The following is a 16,591-nucleotide window of genomic DNA, read 5'->3' as shown; positions in this document are numbered from 1 at the left end:
GGGCGCACCGTCGCCGGGAGCGTGGGAGTGGGGGAACGGAGGGACGTGGCTGACGGCTTCCGCCGCACGCGTGCCGGGATCGAGCTGCGCCTTCCCCGGCTCGAGGCGGCGTTGCTGATCGAGCTCGTCGGCCAGATCGAGTCCCTGCTCGAACCGCCGCCGGTCGAGGACCCGCTGGAGGCGCTGGTGGGGTTGCGTGACACCGCGCCGCCGCCGCCGGACGATCCGGCGATCGCTCGTCTGCTTCCCGACCCCTACCCGGACGATCCGATGGCCTCCGGGGACTTCCGCCGCCGCCGGACGGACGATCTGCTCGCCCGCAAGCGTGACGCCGCTCGGCGGGTGCTGTCCGCTGTGCCGGCGCCTGGGAGGGCGCTCCTGCTCGATGAGGAGGCCGCTCAGGACTGGCTGACGACGCTGAACGACCTCCGGTTGGTGCTGGGAACCCGCCTCGGTCTCACCGACGACGACTCCACCGCGGAACTCGAACACCTCGACCCGGACGATTCCCGCCGCCCGCTCGTCGCGGTCTACGCGTTCCTGACCGAGCTGCTCGACGATCTGACCCGAGCTCTGGGGTAGTCGCGGGCGAAGGCCGACCCGAACCGCCCCTTCGGCGTCGTACGGTGGGCTCGTGCTGCGAATCGACCGTGCCTGCTATGAGGCGATCGTCGCCCATGCCCGTCGAGATCATCCCGACGAGGCCTGTGGCATCGTCGCCGGCTCCCTGGGGTCGGACCGGCCGAAGCGGTTCATCCCGATGGAGAACGCGGAGCGTTCGCCGACCTTTTACCGCTTCGACCCAATGGAGCAGCTCAAGGTGTGGCGGGAGATGGACGACCGGGACGAGGAGCCCGTCATCATCTACCACTCGCACACCGCAACCGAGGCGTACCCGTCCAGAACCGACGTGTCCCTCGCGGCCGAGCCGGGCGCGCACTACGTACTGGCCTCCACCCGGGAGCCGGACGTGACCGAGTTCCGGTCCTACCGGATCGTCGATGGCGTGGTCACCGAGGAGCCGGTGGAAATCGTCTGAGACGACCTGGTGTTGCAGATGACGCGGCGACGGACGATGACGCGGCGACGGACATGGTCCGGGAAGGGACATGGTCCGGGAAGATGGTGGACACGGTCCGGGAAGATGATGACTGCGGAGCCTTGGCACCCACGACTCGTCCGCTTGTCCGCCTGAGGTAGAACCCGCTGACGTGACACCCCGCCCATCCGGGCGGCGCCACCGCCGAGCCCGGCCGGTGGCACCCGCGAAAGGAGCACCATGGCAGTCCAGGTCCGTGTGCCGACGATCCTGCGTACCTACACGGGAGGTTCGAAGCTGGTCGAGGGCACGGGCGACACGGTCGCCGCGCTCTTCCTCGATCTCGACTCCCGGTACGCCGGGCTGCGGGGCCGGCTGGTGACCGGTGACAACGGTTCCGAGCTGCACCGCTTTGTCAACATCTACGTCAACGACGAGGACGTTCGTTTCCTCGGCGGTCTCGACGCCAAGCTCAGCGACGGCGACGAGGTCACCATCCTTCCCGCCGTCGCCGGCGGCTCCGTCGACGTCGGGGAGTTTCCGGGCAGCGCCGAAGTTCCGGGCAGCGCCGAAGTTCCGGGCAGCGAGGGGCTGGCCGTGCTGTCGCCTGGCATGTCGCCCGGGCGGCACTGACGCGAGCGACGGGTCCCGACTCATGCGCTTCTCCTCCCTGGCCGACTCCGTCGGCCGGACCCCGCTGGTCGGGCTTCCGCGACTGTCGCCGTCGCCGGATGCCCGGCTGTGGGCGAAGCTGGAACAGGACAACCCGACCGGTTCGATCAAGGACCGGGCGGCGCTGTGGATGATCGCCGACGGCGAGAAGCGCGGTCTGCTCACTCCGGGCGCGACCGTGCTCGAACCGACGTCCGGTAATACCGGGATCTCGCTGGCCATGGCCTGCCGTCAGCGGGGCTACCGGCTGATCTGTGTGATGCCGGAGAACACCTCGATCGAGCGCCGTCAGCTCCTGCAGATGTGGGGCGCCGAGATCAGGTTCTCGCCCGCCGCCGGCGGATCGAATGAGGCGGTCGCCGTCGCGAAGCGGCTGGCCGCTGAGAATCCCGACTGGGTGATGCTCTACCAGTACGGCAATCCGGCGAACGCCCAGGCGCACTATGAGACGACCGGGCCGGAGATTCTCGAGGACCTGCCCGAAATCACGCACTTCGTGGCGGGCCTCGGCACGACCGGAACCCTCATGGGAACCGGTCGTTACCTCAAGGAACGGGTGCCGGACATCTCGATCGTCGCGGCCGAACCGCGCTACGGCGAGCTGGTGTACGGGCTGCGCAACATCGACGAGGGGTTCGTTCCCGAACTGTACGACCCGTCGGTGCTCACCTCGCGATACTCGGTCGGTCCGCGGGAGGCGCTGCGCCGTACCCGCGAGCTGGTGCAGGAGGAGGGCATCTTCGCCGGGATCTCCACCGGGGCCATCCTGCACGCGGCGCTTGCGCAGGCCGAGCGGGCGGTCAAGGAGGGCAAGTCGGCCGATATAGTCCTGATCGTCTGTGACGGTGGCTGGAAGTATCTGTCCACCGGCGCCTACGCCGGCACCCTCGAAGAAGCCGAAGCCGCCCTKGAAGGGCAGCTGTGGGCCTAGCCCCGCATGGCGGCTTCGCCGCAATGCGGGGACCCCTGGCCTTGGGCGCCGTTCGGGGTTTCCGTCAGCTCGCCTTCGGCGAGCTTCCTGGGGGAGCCGTCGGGGGTGGTTGGCGGCTTCGCCGCAATGCGGGGACCCCTGGCCTTGGGCGCCGTTCGGGGTTTCCGTCAGCTCGCCTTCGGCGAGCTTCCTGGGGGAGCCGTCGGGGGTGGTTGGCGGCTTCGCCGCAATGCGGGGACCCCGGGGCTTCGCCGCGATGCGGCGGTTCAGTCGGTGGCGGGGGTGGGTGGGGCGGCGAGGACCTCGCCGAGGACCAGGGCCAGTTCGCCGAAGGCTCGGCCGCGGTGGCTGATCGCATCCTTCTCCGCCGCGGACAGTTCGGCGTTCGTCCGGGTCTGACCGTCGGCCAGGAACAGTGGGTCGTAGCCGAAGCCGCCCACGCCGCGAGGTTCGGTCAGCAGGGTGCCACGTAGCTCGCCGTGGGCGACCTGTTCGACGCCGTCCGGGGTGACCAGGGCCGCCGCGCAGACGAAGGCGGCGCCGCGCCGGTCGGCCGGGACGTCGTCAAGCTGCGCGAGCAGCAGGGTGTTGTTGGCGGTGTCCCGTTCGACCCGGGTGCCGTCGCGCCAGCCCGACCATCGAGCCGAGCGCACCCCCGGCATCCCGGCCAGCTCGTCGACGGCGAGCCCGGAGTCGTCGGCGACCGCGGGCAGCCCGGTCTCCGCGACCGCCGCCCGCGCCTTGATCAGAGCGTTCTCGGCGAAGGTCGTCCCGGTCTCGGGCACCTCCTCGCCTGGCGGCAGGCCCACCAGCTCCACGGCCAGGCCGCTGGCCGCCAGGATGCGGCGCAGCTCCGCGAGCTTCGCCTCGTTGCGACTGGCGAGGACCACCTTCGTCGTCCGGGCCGATCCGTGGTGTTCGGCGCTCATCGAGCACCTCCCGGGCGGGGAGGCCCCGCCGGGACCGGGCCGCGCAACGCCTCGGTCTGGATCGCGGTGAGCTGAGCGCATCCACGCACTGCGAGGTCGAGCAGGCTGTCGAGCATCGTCCGGTCGAACGGGGTGCCCTCGGCGGTGCCCTGGACCTCGACGAAACCGTCCGCCCCGGTGCACACCACGTTCATGTCGGTGTCCGCGGTGGAATCCTCGCTGTAGGCCAGGTCGAGCATCGCCTCACCCTTGACCACGCCGACGCTGACCGCACTGACGCTCGTGATGATCGCATCGGGCCGGCCGAGCCAGCGGGCGGCGTCGACCAGCGCGACGTAGGCGCCGGTGATCGCGGCGGTGCGCGTGCCGCCGTCGGCGAGCAGCACGTCGCAGTCGATCGCAATGGTGTTCTCGCCGAGGGCCTTCAGGTCGATGCAGGCACGCAGGCTGCGGCCAATCAGTCGGGAGATCTCATGGGTCCGCCCGGAGATGCGGCCGCGCACGGACTCGCGATCGTTACGGGTGTCGGTGGCCCGTGGAAGCATGGAGTACTCGGCGGTCACCCAGCCCAGGCCGCTGCCCTTGCGCCAGCGCGGGACCCCCGTGGTCACCGAGGCCGCGCACAGCACCCTGGTCCGGCCCGCACTGATCAGCGCGGATCCCTCCGCGTGCTCCTGCCATCCCCGCAGGATCGTCACCTGCCGGAGTTCGTCCGGTCTCCTGCCATCCGCTCGTATCACGTCGCGACACTATCGGCCCAGGGTGACCCGGCCGCGCGCCGAGGTGCGGAGGTGCGGTCCGTCAGAGCTCCCAGAGCTCTCAGAGTTCATAGACGGTGCCGGGGCTCGCGAGGGTCAGCGGGCCGTCGTAGACGCCAGCCGCCTCCTCCTCGGAACGGGCGGCGTTCCCCCACGGGACAAGATGCGTGAGCACGAGCTGACCCACGCCGGCTCGCCGGGCGTGCTCGCCGGCCTCCCGGCCGGTCAGATGCAGGTCAGGGGGGTTGTCCTCCTCATCGAGGAACGACGCCTCGCAGAGGAAGAGATCGCTGTCGGTAGCGAGGCGGACCAGCCGGTCACACGCCCCGGTGTCGCCCGAGTAGGTCAGTACCCGATCGTCGGCGGTGAGGCGGATGCCATAGGCCTCCACCGGATGGGCCACCCGGGTGAGATCGATCCGGAACGGCCCGATGTGCAGGCGGCCGGCGCCGATGGTCCGGAAGTCGTAGATGTCGGCCAGGCTGTCGTCCGGCCATTTCTCGAACGCTCCGCACAGCCGTTCCTGGGTGTTGATCGGGCCGTAGACCGGGAGCTTGGGCGGCATGCCCTCCGGGTGGTACCGCCGCGCGTAGGAGTTGGCCACCAGGTCCAGGCAGTGGTCGCCGTGCAGGTGGCTGAGCAGCACCGCGTCGATCTCACGCAGGTCGCAGTGCCGTTGCAGTTCGCCCATGGACCMGTTGCCCGCGTCGAGGACGAGCCGGAACCCGTCGTCCGACTCGACGAGGTAGGACGAACAGGCCGACGTCGGGCCGGGATACGTGCCTGAACAGCCGAGGATCGTCAGTTTCACCGTGGCACCACCGGGCTCTGCTGGGAGGAGGGTTCCTGGTCCGCCCCGGTTCGGGCGGCCCATACGGCTGGAGGCGTGACTGTGGCCCGCGCGGCGGGAACGGGCGGGGACACCGCCGCGACGCCGACGAGTTCGGGGCCGAGGAACCTGCGTCCCACCCGGCTGAACAAGGTTGGATCACCCGTGGTGAGGAACCGGTGGGTGGGCGGCGGAAGGTCCGGATCGCGGAAGAGTCCATGCCGGACAAGTACCCGGTAGGTGTCCTTGGCCGTCTCCTCGGCACTACTCACCAGAGTGACGCCCTCTCCCATCACGAGGCCGATGACCCCCGTCAGCAGTGGGTAATGTGTACATCCGAGTATCACCGTGTCCACGTTGGCTTCCTGCAATGGTGCGAGGTACGCCTCGGTCAGACCGAGCAACTGCCGCCCGCAGGTGATACCCCGCTCAACGAAGTCCACGAACGCCGGGCAGGCCGCACCGGTCAACTCCACGCCCGCGGCGGCGGTGAACGCGTCGTCGTAGGCGCGGCTGGCAATCGTCGCCAGCGTGCCGATGACGCCTACCCGCCCGCTGCGGGTCGCCGCGGCCGCTCGGCGGGTCGCCGGCATGATCACTTCGATGACTGGTATGTCGTAACGCTCCCGGGCGTCGCRCAGACAGGCGGCACTTGCCGTGTTGCAGGCGATGACCAGCAGCTTCACGCCCTCGTCCACGAGCCGGTCGAGGGCATCGAGGGCGTAGCGACGCACCTCGGCGATCCGCCGCGGACCGTAGGGTGCCCGAGCGGTGTCCCCGAGATACATCAGGGGCTCATGCGGAAGCTGGTCCAAAATGGCGCGCGCCACAGTCAGACCGCCCACCCCGCTGTCGAACACCCCGATCGGCGCGCCGCTCATGAGCGATCAGACTAAGCCGGAAACCCGATGCTCACCCTGTGGCTGTTGTCACGGAACCATTGTCCGGTCCCGGACAGTCCTCGCGCGTCCGACATAGGACCATCTCGCCTCGCTGAGCTGGGCGCATCGCTGTGCGTCATACCTCGTTGTTTACCCAGGTGAAGGCGTMCGCGTGCCGCGAGGGGCCGAGGTGTGGCCGGCTCGACATCCGGGGATCGTCCCGGTCTGCTGGATCATCCGATGACCTTCGCCTGGTCCGGAACGCGATCTTTCATCGATGTATCGCGKGAAATGCGTGGTCCGTCTGTCGATCGTCCACGAGGAGCCGTGCCCGGGTGGGTATGCCATACGGGTACAGGCACGCCAAACGGAGTGTAGGCTAGAACTGCCTGTAATCGATCAGTGACTACTAGCTATCGAACAGGTATGTTGAGGACGCGGCTGAGGTGTCCGGGTCGTTCCCATCCGTCCCCGATTCGAGGCACCCCAGTCGCATCCTCGATGTCTCCGGGCGTCTTCCGGGCGTCTCCAGCCCGTCTCCAGTCCGCCTCCAGTCCGCCTCCAGTCCGTCTCCAGTCGTCTTCCAGGCCGCCTCCAGGCCGTCCCCGGGGTATCGACGCAACGTGGTTCCCGACGTCTCCCCGCGCTTCTACGATGACGTCACGCGGTGGTCTTGCCATCGTCCGGCCGTGCAGTCATCCAGGGAGATCAGGGGACGTCAGCACGTGACCACGCACGGAGGGTCGCGGTCGGGTGGCTCTTCGAGCAATCAAGATCGTCCCATGGCGTGAGGACGGACGGTGTAAGCGGGATACACGGCACCAAACTGTCCTCTGCCTTGTCGGGTTGACGTCGATCGGGGGCATCGCTGGCCGTACGGCGATAGGAACATGTCCATGGCCCGGCTCCTCGCGGCGATCTCCACGGGCGTCGCCCTCCTGGTGGGAGGGTTGACGGCGCTTRCCGTCATGCTGCCGCCCGAGTACGGCTRTCTGGTTCCGATTGTCATTATCCTCGTTGTCGTGGGGGTCAACATCACTGCCTGGCTTGTGATCCCGCGTGTCGTCGGCCCGGCGTCGGCGTCGGCGTCGGCGTCCGTGCACCGCTCGATACCGGAGAATCGTCCGATGGGTGGCTCGTTCGTGTTCGGTCGTGGTGAGTTCGACTGGGCGCGTTCGGACGCATCCGATGCCTCCGTCGAGTCCTCGTCGGACAACTGGTCGTCGAGCTGGGACTACGCCGGCGGGGACGGTCCGGACGGCAGCGACGACGAGAGCGGTYTCGACGACGACCGCTGGTATGGCTCCGCGGTCCGCCGTGGCGCGGGTTTCCCGCCGCCCGCTCTTACCGGAGTATCCATGTCCGGCCTGCTGTCYGCCGACACCGGACAGCATCACCGGGCCACGCAGTCCGGCCCGGTGCCGGCGGAGCCAGAGAAGCACCACGACGACAGCCGCCAGCCGTAGCGATGCCCAGTGGGGACTGACCGGCCAGGGCGGCGTTCCTCCGGCCGGGCACATCCCGTCCGTGCTGTGCTCGGTACGGTCGTTGAGGTCGGTACGGTGCAGCGCGGTGCGGTGGCGGCCCGGCACCGTGGATCAGGCGAGCCCGGCGCGCCGGCGGGCCGTCTCGGTCACCGCGGCCCAGTCCTGGTCGGTCTGGCCATGCGCCAGCGCGTCGACGAAGGCGTCCCGCAGCACGCCGCCGAAGGGCAGCGGAACGTTCCGTTCCAGCCCTGAGGCCAGCGCGAGCTGGACGTCCTTCAACCCGAGCGGGAGACGGAAGTTGACGGGCTCGTAGTCCCGGTTTCCGATCATGCGGCCATAGCCGGTGAAGACCGGGCCGGTAAACAGGTTGTCGGTGAGCACTTCGATGAACGTGGCCGGGTTCATCCCGCCGGCCTCGATGACGGCGCTCGCCTCCGCCATCGCCTCGATGCTGCAGGCGATCAGATAGTTACCCAGGATCTTCACCAGGTTGGCGTGCTCCGGCGCATCGCCGACCGTCCAGGTTCRCCGGCCGAGGACGTCGAACAGGGGCTGAACCTCGGCGATCGTGTCCGGATCGCCGCTGGTCACGATGGTGAGGTTGCCGGCGCGGGCGGCGTCGGTCCGGCCGAAGACGGGAGCCGCGAGGTAGCGCAGCCCGTGCTCGGCGTGCTCACGCCGGGCCTGGATCGCCAGCGCGGTGCTGACGGTGGCCATATTCACATGCAGTGCTCCGGCCGGCGCGGCGGTCAGTACCCGCGGATCGAGCAGGYGGTCGGTGACGGCCTGGTCGTCCGCCAACATGCTGAGGACGATTCCGGTGGCGAACRCCTCGGAGATGCTGGCGGGCACCGCACCGGCRGCGGCCAGCTCGGTGACGGGATCCGGTGAGCGGTTCCAGGCCAGTACGGTGTGGCCGGCGTCGATCAGATTGCGCGCCATGGCGCTGCCCATTCCGCCAAGTCCGATGAAACCGATTTTCATGCGTCACCCTCCTGGCCTGGTCGGCGGACGGTCCGCCGACGCGGGTTTCCTGCCCGGCTGGGCTGGGCCAAGTGGCATCGGCCGCTCCAGCCCAGGGCGGGTGAAGAACGGACCGGCAGGTGCCGGGTCCTCAGGCGCCTGTCATCGTAGGAAGCCCGGTGCCCGAGGTCAGTGTGATGAACTCGATACGCGGGGGACCGGTGAGCAGATCCTGCCGCTCGGCGACGAAATGGTGGATGTGCGGCTGGTTCTCATGATCCTCGAACGCCTCGCGGTCGCGGTAGAGCTCGTAGAAGAGCCGGGCATTGTCGTCGCCGACCACCCGATGGGTAGTGTAGATCAAGGTCCCGGGTTCGTGGGCGGCGATCAGCGGCACCGTCTCGGCCACCAACGCGTCGAACGCGTCCGCCGTGTCCGGGCGTACCTCGAACCGCACCGTCAGACCGAACATGGATCTCCTCCTCAGGGTGTTGCGACAGGGACATGGCGGGGCGCTGTCGCTTCGCGACGTACTGTCACCGTATCCGGGAGATCACTCTAATGGTGGCCTGAGAGCCCGGCCACATCGATGCGGCCTGAGATCGGCCGCCTTGTGTAGTCCGGGACGGGCCATCCGGACCTTGAAGGCAGGAGGCCGATGTACAGCAGATTCTGTCGACCAAAGACGATATGGACGTCATGAACGGTACCCGATGGTATTCCTTCAAGGCTGGATCTGGTGGATGACGGGCATGGTCTCCCGGCCGGCCTAGCGATTCGCGGCCGGCGGGCCACAGCCTGATTTCTTCCATCGACTCGTGGTTCAAATTCGAGACGACTCGTGTTCACCGACCTGTGAATGGAAATCCCTTGACGGCTGGMCGCTGCACCGCACTCCGGCGGGATGTAGGCAAGGTCGGCGCCCTGTTGCTCTGATGATTCAGGAGACTTGCATGGTCTACGTCCAGCCGTATGCTGTCGACTCCGCCGGGCGTGGTCTCTTCGCGGTTCGATACGGCGTCGGACCGACAATGCGGAATCGAGGATGGCGCGGAGTGAAATCTCGTCTCACATGGTCCCGTTCGGCTGCGCTTGTGGCCGCGACAGCCCTGACCGTCGGGCTTGGCTACGGCCTTCCGGCGGTCGCGGATCCGGGTGGCGCGGCAGCCCAGTCGGGTGCGGCGGCCGTCCAGACGGCGAGCTCGGTGCGGGCGGCCACGGTCTCGCGGTGCTCGGGTCCCAACGCCCGTTCGAACAGCGCCAGTACCGCGGCAAACTGGTCTCGGGCACCCGCGGGATCCCCCGCCTCCCCGGTCCAGTGGGCGAGGTTGCGCTGGTCGAGCAACGTGTCCGGATGGTCGGGGCCGAGGACCCGCCGGTGGATCAGGAGCAGGGCGGCGTACTGGTCACGGGCCATCGCGGGGTCTCCCGCCTGACCCACCCAGTAGGCGAAGTTACCCCGGGCGACCAAGGTCGCGGGATGCTCGGGACCCGAGACCCGCTCACGGATCGGCAGTAACTGTGCGTACTGGTCGCGGGCGGCGGCCGGGTCACCCGCCTTGCCGGTCCACCAGGCGAGGTTGGTGCGGACCCACAGCGTGCCGTGATGCTCCGCGCCGGACACCCGCTCATGGACGGTGAGCAGCGCCGAGCACAGGTCGCGCGCGGCCGCGGGATCCCCGGCCTCCCCGATCCAACGGGCGTACTGGTCACGGGATTCGAGAACATCCGGGTGTTCCGGTCCCAGCACCCGTTCCCTGATCGGCAGAAACGMGGCGTAGTGAGCGCACGCGCCCGCCACGTCGCCGGCCTGCCCGGTCCAGAACCCGAGATTCGCCCAGACATACAGGGTCTCCGGATCATCCTCACCCGCGACGCGTCGCCACCGGGGCAGGATGGACAGGCACAGGTCGCGCGCGCCGGGCCAGTCGCCGGCCTGCCCGGTCCAGTCCGCGAGACGGGCCGCGACCAGCAGGGTCTGCCGGTCGTCGGCGCCCAGGGCTCGGTCGCAGACGGGCAGCAACGCCGCGAGCATGTCGCGCGCGCCTCCCGGATCCCCCGCCTCCCCGGTCCAGTTGGCGACGGCGGCACGCGTACGCAGAGCCGCGGGATGCTCGGCGCCCAGCCGTGCCACGGTGTCGTTGTGGACGTCCTCCTGCACGATCTTCGCCGTCCGGTAGTCACCACTGGCGTCGAGATACTCGAGCAGTTTCAGGACGCCGGGACGGTCCGGACGGAACACGATACGTGCGTGGGGGACCAGCATGGCGTAGACAGGCCACGTCCCGGACCGGTGGGGTTCATCCGGCAGTGCGGCCTCCACCAGGGCCACCACCACGCCGCGCAGGACGTCGCGACGTTCCTCGGGCAGCTGACCGGCGATGACTGCCCCGACGAGGCGGTGCAGCTGAATCGTGTTCCCGCTCCGGCGGGCCAGGGAGTAGGCCAGCGCGTCACCGACCACATCGTCGAGGTCGAGCCGGGGATGGGTACCGGCGCACGCCTGCGCCAACGGGCCGTCGAGAAGATCGGGATGGTCATCGAACAGGGCCAACGGGATCGGTTCGGGAGCCAGCAGCGCGCACAGCGTCAGCAGCTGCACGGTGGCCGGGGCGTCGGCCCGCAGCCGTTCCAGAGCCATGGACCAAGCGGTGGCGATGGTGCCGGCATAGAGGGGATCGCCCCCTTTGCCCAGCAGCGTCGTACGCCGGGTACGGAACTTCGCAAGGTAACTGGCCGGATCCGTCCGGGTCGTGGTGAGGTAGCCGGCGGCCTGCGCCAACGCCAGAGGCAGGTCACCCAACTCGGCAGCCAGCGCGTCGGCTACCGCCGCGTTCAGGCCGGGAAGACGGCGGGTCAGGAACGCCACCGCCYCAGCCCGTTCAAACACGTCCACGTCGACCGCAGCGGCGAGTGCCTCCCARCCCGGATTCCGGGACGTGATCAGCACATGGCCCGGTCCGCTTGGCAGYCAGTCCCGCAAGGCGACGGGATCCTCGGCGTTGTCGAACACCACCAGCCACCCCACCCGACGGCCTAGGGCTGCGAGCACGATGGCCGCGATGTCGGATACCGCTCCATCGGTCGACAGACCCAGCGGGCCCGCGAGCGCGGCGAACTTCTCGCCGACCAGGAGGGTCTGTTCCGCGTCGATCCACCAGACCAATGTGTACTCGGCGGCGTGCCGATGGGCGTACTCGACGGCCAACTGGGTCTTGCCCACCCCGCCCATGCCGTGCAGGGTGGTCACCGCCACCGGCCCCGACCCCAGCTCGGTGCGGATCTGGTCGAGCTGGGACTGGCGGCCGGTGAAATGCCGGTTGCGACTCGGCACGTTCCACACATCGGGCAGCCGCCCGGGGAACGTCGGCTCCATCCCCGTCGCGGTGACCATCGGTTGGGCGGGCCCGCCGGGAAAGACCGGCTCCACCGCCGGCTTACTCCGCTCCCCACGTGCCGCGGCCACCAGCCGCCCGGCCGCGATGTCCCGGTCGAGGCCGAACAGGTCCACGCTGACCAGCTGACCCAGCAGCCCGGGCCGATCACATTCCTCCACTCGGAACACCAGCAGCTTGCGCGCCCGCCCGGACGGGTCGGCGGCCCAGGCGGCCTGCCACTCCGCCTCCGCGAACGCCGAGGACAGGTACGCCGTCGACAGCACCGCGATCGTGCGGGCCGCGACCTGTGCCGCCTGATGCATCTCGGTGACGAAATGACTACCCGCGTTGAAGTCCCAGGTCTGGATCCGCACCCGGTAGCCGGCGTCCTCCAACACCCAGGCGATCCACTCCGCCCATCCCTGATCGGCCCCGGTGTAGGAGACGAAGAAATCCACCCCCGACGATGGCGACCTTGCCGCACCCTGCACCGCGCCGCCGCCTGACGCCGGGACCCTCGTGCCCATAGCCGCACAGCCTGCCACAGTAGCCACGGATCGTCACAACCCAGGCGCGTACCGGACAGCCGAACGGGCTGACACCCGGGGTGTGTAAGAACAACGGTGTAACCCCGATCAAGGAGTGACACCTGATGACGATCACCACAGACGCAGCGGACACTGCTGTGGTGTCCCTGGAGGAGTCGGCCGCTGGACGGCCCCGCGCGTCGAAGGCGAAGGCTGCGCCAGCGGGGATCGATCCCGCGTTGGTCGCGCAGCTGGTGACCCAGGCCCGTGAGCAGGGGGTGCGGCTGTCCGGCGAGGGTGGCCTGCTCCAGCAGCTGACGAAGGTCGTGCTGGAGTCCGCCCTCGAGGGCGAGATCACCGGGCGGCCTCGTGAGTGCCGGCCGTCAGGGCAGCGTCCGGAAGGACGCTTCCGGCAGGTGGTTCTTCGTCGTCGACATCACCGCAGCGGGTGGGCCGCGTCGGCAGGCGAGACGGCGTGGGTTCGCGACCAAGAAGGCGGCACAGGCGGCGCTGACGGGGTTTCTCGGCAAGCTCGCGGCCGGCACGTACGTCGAGCCGTCCCGGCTGACCGTTCGGGAGTTCATCGAGACGCGCTGGCTCCCGGCAGTGGAAGGTGAGCTGCGGCCGTCGACCCTGGCGTCATGCCGGCGGAACCTGCGGCTGCATGTCCTGTCCCGGCTCGGCGGGGTGYGGCTCCAGCTCCTTGACACGGCTACCCTGCAAGCCCTCTAGGCCGAGTTGCTCCGGGCTGGCCGGGCTGACCATGCCCGGGGGCACGGACTGTCGCCGCGGACCGTGCTCTACATCCACACGATCCTTCGGGATGCGCTGAAGACGGCAGTCGAATGGGACCTGATCCCACGCAACCCGGCGGACCGGACCAAGCCGCCGCAGCGGAAGGCCCAGGCCGAGCGGCACACGAAGATCCGCACCTGGACGAACGCCGAACTCCGGACCTTCCTCGACGCCACCCGCGACGAACCGACCTACGCCCAGCGCCTCACCTCGCCACCACCGGCGTGCGGCGAGGTGAGGCGCTGGGGCTCGCCTGGTCGGCGGTGGATCTGGACGCGGGGCGCATCTCGATCCGCCGGACGCTCGTCAACGTCACCACGTCTGACACCGGCCGGGTGCCGGTGTTCAGCGACCCGAAGACCGTACGCGRCACGCGGGTCATCGCCCTGGACACGGCCACCGTAACGGCGCTGCGTGACCTGCGCGAGAGCAAGCTGAAGGAGCTGGCGTTGCTCGGCAGGGAGCCAGAGGCCGATCTTGTCTTCACCCACTGGGACGGCCGGGCCATGCACCCGGAACGGAACTCCCGCGCGTTCCTCCGGCGGGTGAGGCGCCTCGGCCTGCCGGTCATCCGGCTGCACAACCTGCGGCACACCTGGGCAACCCTCGCGCTCGCGAGCAACGTGCATCCCAAGGTCGTCTCCGAGCGGCTGGGGCACGCCAGCATCACGATCACCTGGAGATCTACAGCCACGTTCTGCCCGGCATGCACTCCGATGCCGCGGAAGTCGTCGCCGGGCTCATCCTCGGCACTGGCGGGCAGGCCGACGAGGACCAGGCGGACCGGCCCGACGGYGGTGGCGACGCGACCGACTCGGACGACTCCGATGGCCTGGGTGATGACGATGYGGAACCGGGTGCGCCTGCGTCAGACTGCCCGGCCACCGGCCCGCGGACTCCTCGTCCGTCCACTTCGGTCACGGCCCGGTCGTGACCAATCTGTGACCAAACGGGCCCAAACGATCAGAGGAGGAACGGTGGGCGAGCATCTGACCTGCGAGAACGCTGCCGTTCAACGGGTGCACCTCCTTGGGCGCTACTCGAACACGCCAGAGGTACTGACCGATCTTCAAACCGTCTGGGCCGTCGTAGCTGAAACCCCTGGTCAGGGGGAGACACAGGAGCTTCCGGGCCTCACAGGTTCCGGTCAKGTGCCCCGACGACACGCCATCGTTGACCGCCTCCCGGCCTCGGACATCGAGACCTTGATCAGCCTGTACCTGGCCGGCAGCACCGCTCGCGCCTTGGCGGCCAGGTACTCGATCAGTCTCACGGCGGTCAAGACGCTGCTGCGCAAGCGTGGCATCCGCCGCAACCGGCGATCAGCTGAACCCTCGTGACCGTGTCAGAAGACCGGCCGCCTTCCTGGTGGCCGGGCTTCTTGGTCATACCCATCAAGATTATGTAAGCAGGAACCATACCCATGGAACACGCACCATCTCACGAAAGGATCATCAACCAGGCAGACGTTCTACCCGCCGAGCTGTCGCACGACGAACGCCTGATCAAGCAAGGCATTGAGGCCGCCGCCCAAGAGGAGCGGCCCATCGACGACCRCACCGCGCGCTACATCGCCGGACAGCTGCACGGCGGTCAGGTCAGCGCCCTCTACAGTCTGGCCAGCACCGGCAACATCATCGAGGACACTGTCTACCACGAGCTGTACGAAGACCTCGAATCCCACACGCCGGAGGTCGCCTCCTGGGTCGAAGCGCTTCGGGCCTACTGCCAGGCTCGGCCGGACAAGGGACCAGTGAGAGGCTGGACCGAGCACGCCGCCATCCTGGACCGCATCGACGCCACCCGGGAACGGGCGCGCATGCTCGGCGGGATCGCCATCGCACCGGAACTGGCCGAAGCCAACGAGGCGCCCGGGAAAGATCATGCTCTAAACCCGGACCGGCTGGACGAACTGTTCGGCGAACCGCCGGACGAGGAGGTCGGCCGCGCAGATGAGCTGGRCTGGTTCGGCCTGATCGTCGATCACGGCACCGGCGGCGGCACGATCATCTCCCAGGACGAGCAGGGCTTCCGTTACGTCTGGGAGACGGCCAACGGCGAAGCACTCGACCAGCGGTGGCAGGCCATCCTCCGGGAGTACGGCACCTACGAAGACTCACTTGTTGACCTAGAACGACGTGGCCTGGATGCTCGCCATGAACGGGTCGGCTATGCCTGTCTGGCATGCGAAGAGCCGATCGTTGAGYAGGCAAACGGGCTCGATCGATCCACCTGGACGCACCAAGACGGCGAACCGCTCTGCCCTGTCGTCGATGGCACCGGCTACGAACCGGCCAAGCCGGGTGTCTGGCGGGACGGTGAGGTGGTGCCGCTGGCTGACGAGGCTGACGGCGACGACGCACACGGCGACGGACCGCGAGTCTATGTGGCCAGCTTGGCTGACTACAGTAACGGCTACCTACACGGCCGCTGGGTCGCCGCCGATCGGGACACCGAAGATCTGCAAGCGGCCGTGGACCGTATCTTGGCAACCTCGCCGGCCCGGCAGCACGGTGAGGCGGCCGAAGAGTGGGCTATCCACGACTACGAGGGCTTCGAGGACGACGTCACGTCCACGCTGGGCGAGTGGCCGTCGCTGCAAGACCTGAGCAAGGTCGCCAAAGGTATCGCGGAACACGGCCTGGCGTTCGGCGCATGGGTGGCGCACCTGGGCCGGGCAGACGATGAGCTGGTGGATCGGTTCGAGGAATTCTACCGCGGTGAGTGGGGCTCGCTCACGGACTATGCCGAGGACTACCTGCAGAACATTGACTTCTACCGGTTCCTTGACGACCTGCCGGAAGACATACGGCACTATGTCAGTGTCGATGTGGAGCAGTACGCCGAGGACATAGCGTGCGATCTGCACGTTGCAGATACGCCGGAAGGTGGAGTGTGGGTGTTCAGCGTATCGTAGCGTGATCGACGGCTAAATTTAGCGCTGTCGACATGTACGTATTCGGAAATCCCGTTGGGGCATGATCGTGGGCGGCGTGACCGTGGGGCACTCCGCTGGGGTCTCGGGGGTCGGGGTCAGCCGGGAGGCTGTTGCCAGGTGGTGAGGTCCTCGGGGCTGGCGGCCCAGGGCAGGAACCGGTCGAGGTCGGCGCCGGTCGGCGGCTTGCCGCCGGCCCGGCCGCAGGCGTCGAGGTAGTTCTCCAGGTAGGTCAGCAGGTTCAGGTTGTGCATCGCGGCGGTCGCGGTGACCGTGAAGATCGTGGCGGCGTGGCGGGCGGTGTCCTCGGTGCGGGAGCCGCCGGCGTTGCGCCGGGTCACGACCGGGCCCCTGATCGCCCTTTCCGCCGGGTTGTTGTCCATGCCGATCATGGGGTAGTCGCGGTGGGCGACCAGCCCGTCCCATTCCCGGTCCAGGGTCGCGAGCGCCTTGCGCGCGGGTTCCTGC

General features: G+C 68.7%; 16 protein-coding genes. 8 read left to right on the top strand and 8 right to left on the bottom strand.

What is annotated here, in order from left to right:
* Nucleotides 1–45 precede the first annotated feature (45 nt).
* From CcI156_RS14745 to CcI156_RS14730, 4 genes are all read left to right on the top strand, one after another.
* Nucleotides 46–582 (top strand): DUF2017 domain-containing protein, encoded by a 537-nt coding sequence (locus CcI156_RS14745; RefSeq protein ID WP_232235102.1) that lies wholly within the window; start codon nt 46–48, stop codon nt 580–582.
* Nucleotides 583–634: 52 nt separating this feature from the next.
* A complete protein-coding gene (locus CcI156_RS14740) occupies nt 635–1,039 on the top strand; it encodes a Mov34/MPN/PAD-1 family protein (RefSeq protein ID WP_011435319.1) in 405 nt (134 codons plus the stop codon).
* Nucleotides 1,040–1,279: 240 nt separating this feature from the next.
* The gene (locus CcI156_RS14735; protein WP_023841214.1) at nt 1,280–1,672 is read left to right on the top strand and encodes a MoaD/ThiS family protein; all 393 of its coding nucleotides are present in this window, start codon (nt 1,280–1,282) and stop codon (nt 1,670–1,672) included.
* Nucleotides 1,673–1,694: 22 nt separating this feature from the next.
* Nucleotides 1,695–2,642, top strand: coding sequence for a PLP-dependent cysteine synthase family protein (locus CcI156_RS14730; RefSeq protein WP_011435321.1), 948 nt, complete (start codon nt 1,695–1,697; stop codon nt 2,640–2,642).
* A gap of 266 nt (nt 2,643–2,908) precedes the next feature.
* On the opposite strand, the gene rdgB is transcribed toward CcI156_RS14730, so the two are convergent.
* The 4 genes from rdgB to murI form a co-directional block, all read right to left on the bottom strand.
* The gene (rdgB, locus tag CcI156_RS14725; RefSeq protein ID WP_023842096.1) at nt 2,909–3,571 is read right to left on the bottom strand and encodes an RdgB/HAM1 family non-canonical purine NTP pyrophosphatase; all 663 of its coding nucleotides are present in this window, start codon (nt 3,569–3,571) and stop codon (nt 2,909–2,911) included.
* Nucleotides 3,568–4,311: a ribonuclease PH gene (gene rph, locus CcI156_RS14720; protein WP_011435323.1), complete on the bottom strand. Its 744-nt coding sequence runs from the start codon at nt 4,309–4,311 to the stop codon at nt 3,568–3,570. Before rph ends, rdgB begins: the two co-directional genes overlap by 4 nt.
* A gap of 79 nt (nt 4,312–4,390) precedes the next feature.
* On the bottom strand, nt 4,391–5,140 hold the full coding sequence (locus tag CcI156_RS14715) for an MBL fold metallo-hydrolase (protein WP_076806292.1): 750 nt from the start codon (nt 5,138–5,140) through the stop codon (nt 4,391–4,393).
* Complete coding sequence (gene murI / locus CcI156_RS14710; protein ID WP_076806290.1) at nt 5,137–6,039, bottom strand: glutamate racemase; 903 nt, start codon at nt 6,037–6,039, stop codon at nt 5,137–5,139. The genes CcI156_RS14715 and murI overlap by 4 nt, the downstream gene beginning before the upstream one ends.
* An 896-nt stretch (nt 6,040–6,935) precedes the next feature.
* Between murI and CcI156_RS25715 the strand changes: the two genes are divergently transcribed.
* A complete protein-coding gene (locus tag CcI156_RS25715; protein ID WP_175637593.1) occupies nt 6,936–7,505 on the top strand; it encodes a hypothetical protein in 570 nt (189 codons plus the stop codon).
* A 132-nt stretch (nt 7,506–7,637) separates the two neighbouring features.
* Here the strand turns inward: CcI156_RS25715 and CcI156_RS14700 are convergent, their stop codons facing one another.
* The 3 genes from CcI156_RS14700 to fxsT form a co-directional block, all read right to left on the bottom strand.
* Nucleotides 7,638–8,510: an NAD(P)-dependent oxidoreductase gene (locus CcI156_RS14700; RefSeq protein ID WP_076806286.1), complete on the bottom strand. Its 873-nt coding sequence runs from the start codon at nt 8,508–8,510 to the stop codon at nt 7,638–7,640.
* Between the two features lie 130 nt (nt 8,511–8,640).
* Nucleotides 8,641–8,961 (bottom strand): putative quinol monooxygenase, encoded by a 321-nt coding sequence (locus CcI156_RS14695; RefSeq protein ID WP_011435328.1) that lies wholly within the window; start codon nt 8,959–8,961, stop codon nt 8,641–8,643.
* A gap of 654 nt (nt 8,962–9,615) precedes the next feature.
* A complete protein-coding gene (gene fxsT / locus CcI156_RS14690) occupies nt 9,616–12,393 on the bottom strand; it encodes an FxSxx-COOH system tetratricopeptide repeat protein (protein WP_083718554.1) in 2,778 nt (925 codons plus the stop codon).
* A 369-nt stretch (nt 12,394–12,762) separates the two neighbouring features.
* Between fxsT and CcI156_RS14685 the strand changes: the two genes are divergently transcribed.
* The 3 genes from CcI156_RS14685 to CcI156_RS24125 all read left to right on the top strand — a co-directional run bounded on the left by CcI156_RS14685 (nt 12,763) and on the right by CcI156_RS24125 (nt 16,105).
* A complete protein-coding gene (locus CcI156_RS14685; protein ID WP_076806282.1) occupies nt 12,763–13,125 on the top strand; it encodes an Arm DNA-binding domain-containing protein in 363 nt (120 codons plus the stop codon).
* A gap of 287 nt (nt 13,126–13,412) precedes the next feature.
* Nucleotides 13,413–14,528 carry a site-specific integrase gene (locus CcI156_RS14680; protein WP_076806280.1) on the top strand — a complete coding sequence of 372 codons (1,116 nt, stop codon included), beginning with the start codon at nt 13,413–13,415 and terminating at the stop codon, nt 14,526–14,528.
* An 83-nt stretch (nt 14,529–14,611) separates the two neighbouring features.
* Nucleotides 14,612–16,105: an antirestriction protein ArdA gene (locus tag CcI156_RS24125; RefSeq protein ID WP_083718550.1), complete on the top strand. Its 1,494-nt coding sequence runs from the start codon at nt 14,612–14,614 to the stop codon at nt 16,103–16,105.
* Between the two features lie 116 nt (nt 16,106–16,221).
* Here CcI156_RS24125 and CcI156_RS14670 read toward each other — a convergent pair.
* Nucleotides 16,222–16,591: transposase (locus CcI156_RS14670; protein WP_139341513.1), on the bottom strand; the 370-nt coding region annotated here is incomplete at its 5' end.

The organism is Frankia sp. CcI156, from assembly GCF_001983015.1.
Taxonomy (GTDB): Bacteria; Actinomycetota; Actinomycetes; order Frankiales; family Frankiaceae; genus Frankia; species Frankia casuarinae.
This window is presented reverse-complemented; position numbering and strand designations above follow the sequence as displayed.

Coding starts and splice junctions, on each gene's coding strand:
- CcI156_RS14695 (WP_011435328.1), bottom strand. CDS start 8,961: ATGTTCGGTCTGACGGTGCGGTTCGAGGTACGCCCGGACACGGCGGAC.
- CcI156_RS14735 (WP_023841214.1), top strand. CDS start 1,280: ATGGCAGTCCAGGTCCGTGTGCCGACGATCCTGCGTACCTACACGGGA.
- rdgB (WP_023842096.1), bottom strand. CDS start 3,571: ATGAGCGCCGAACACCACGGATCGGCCCGGACGACGAAGGTGGTCCTC.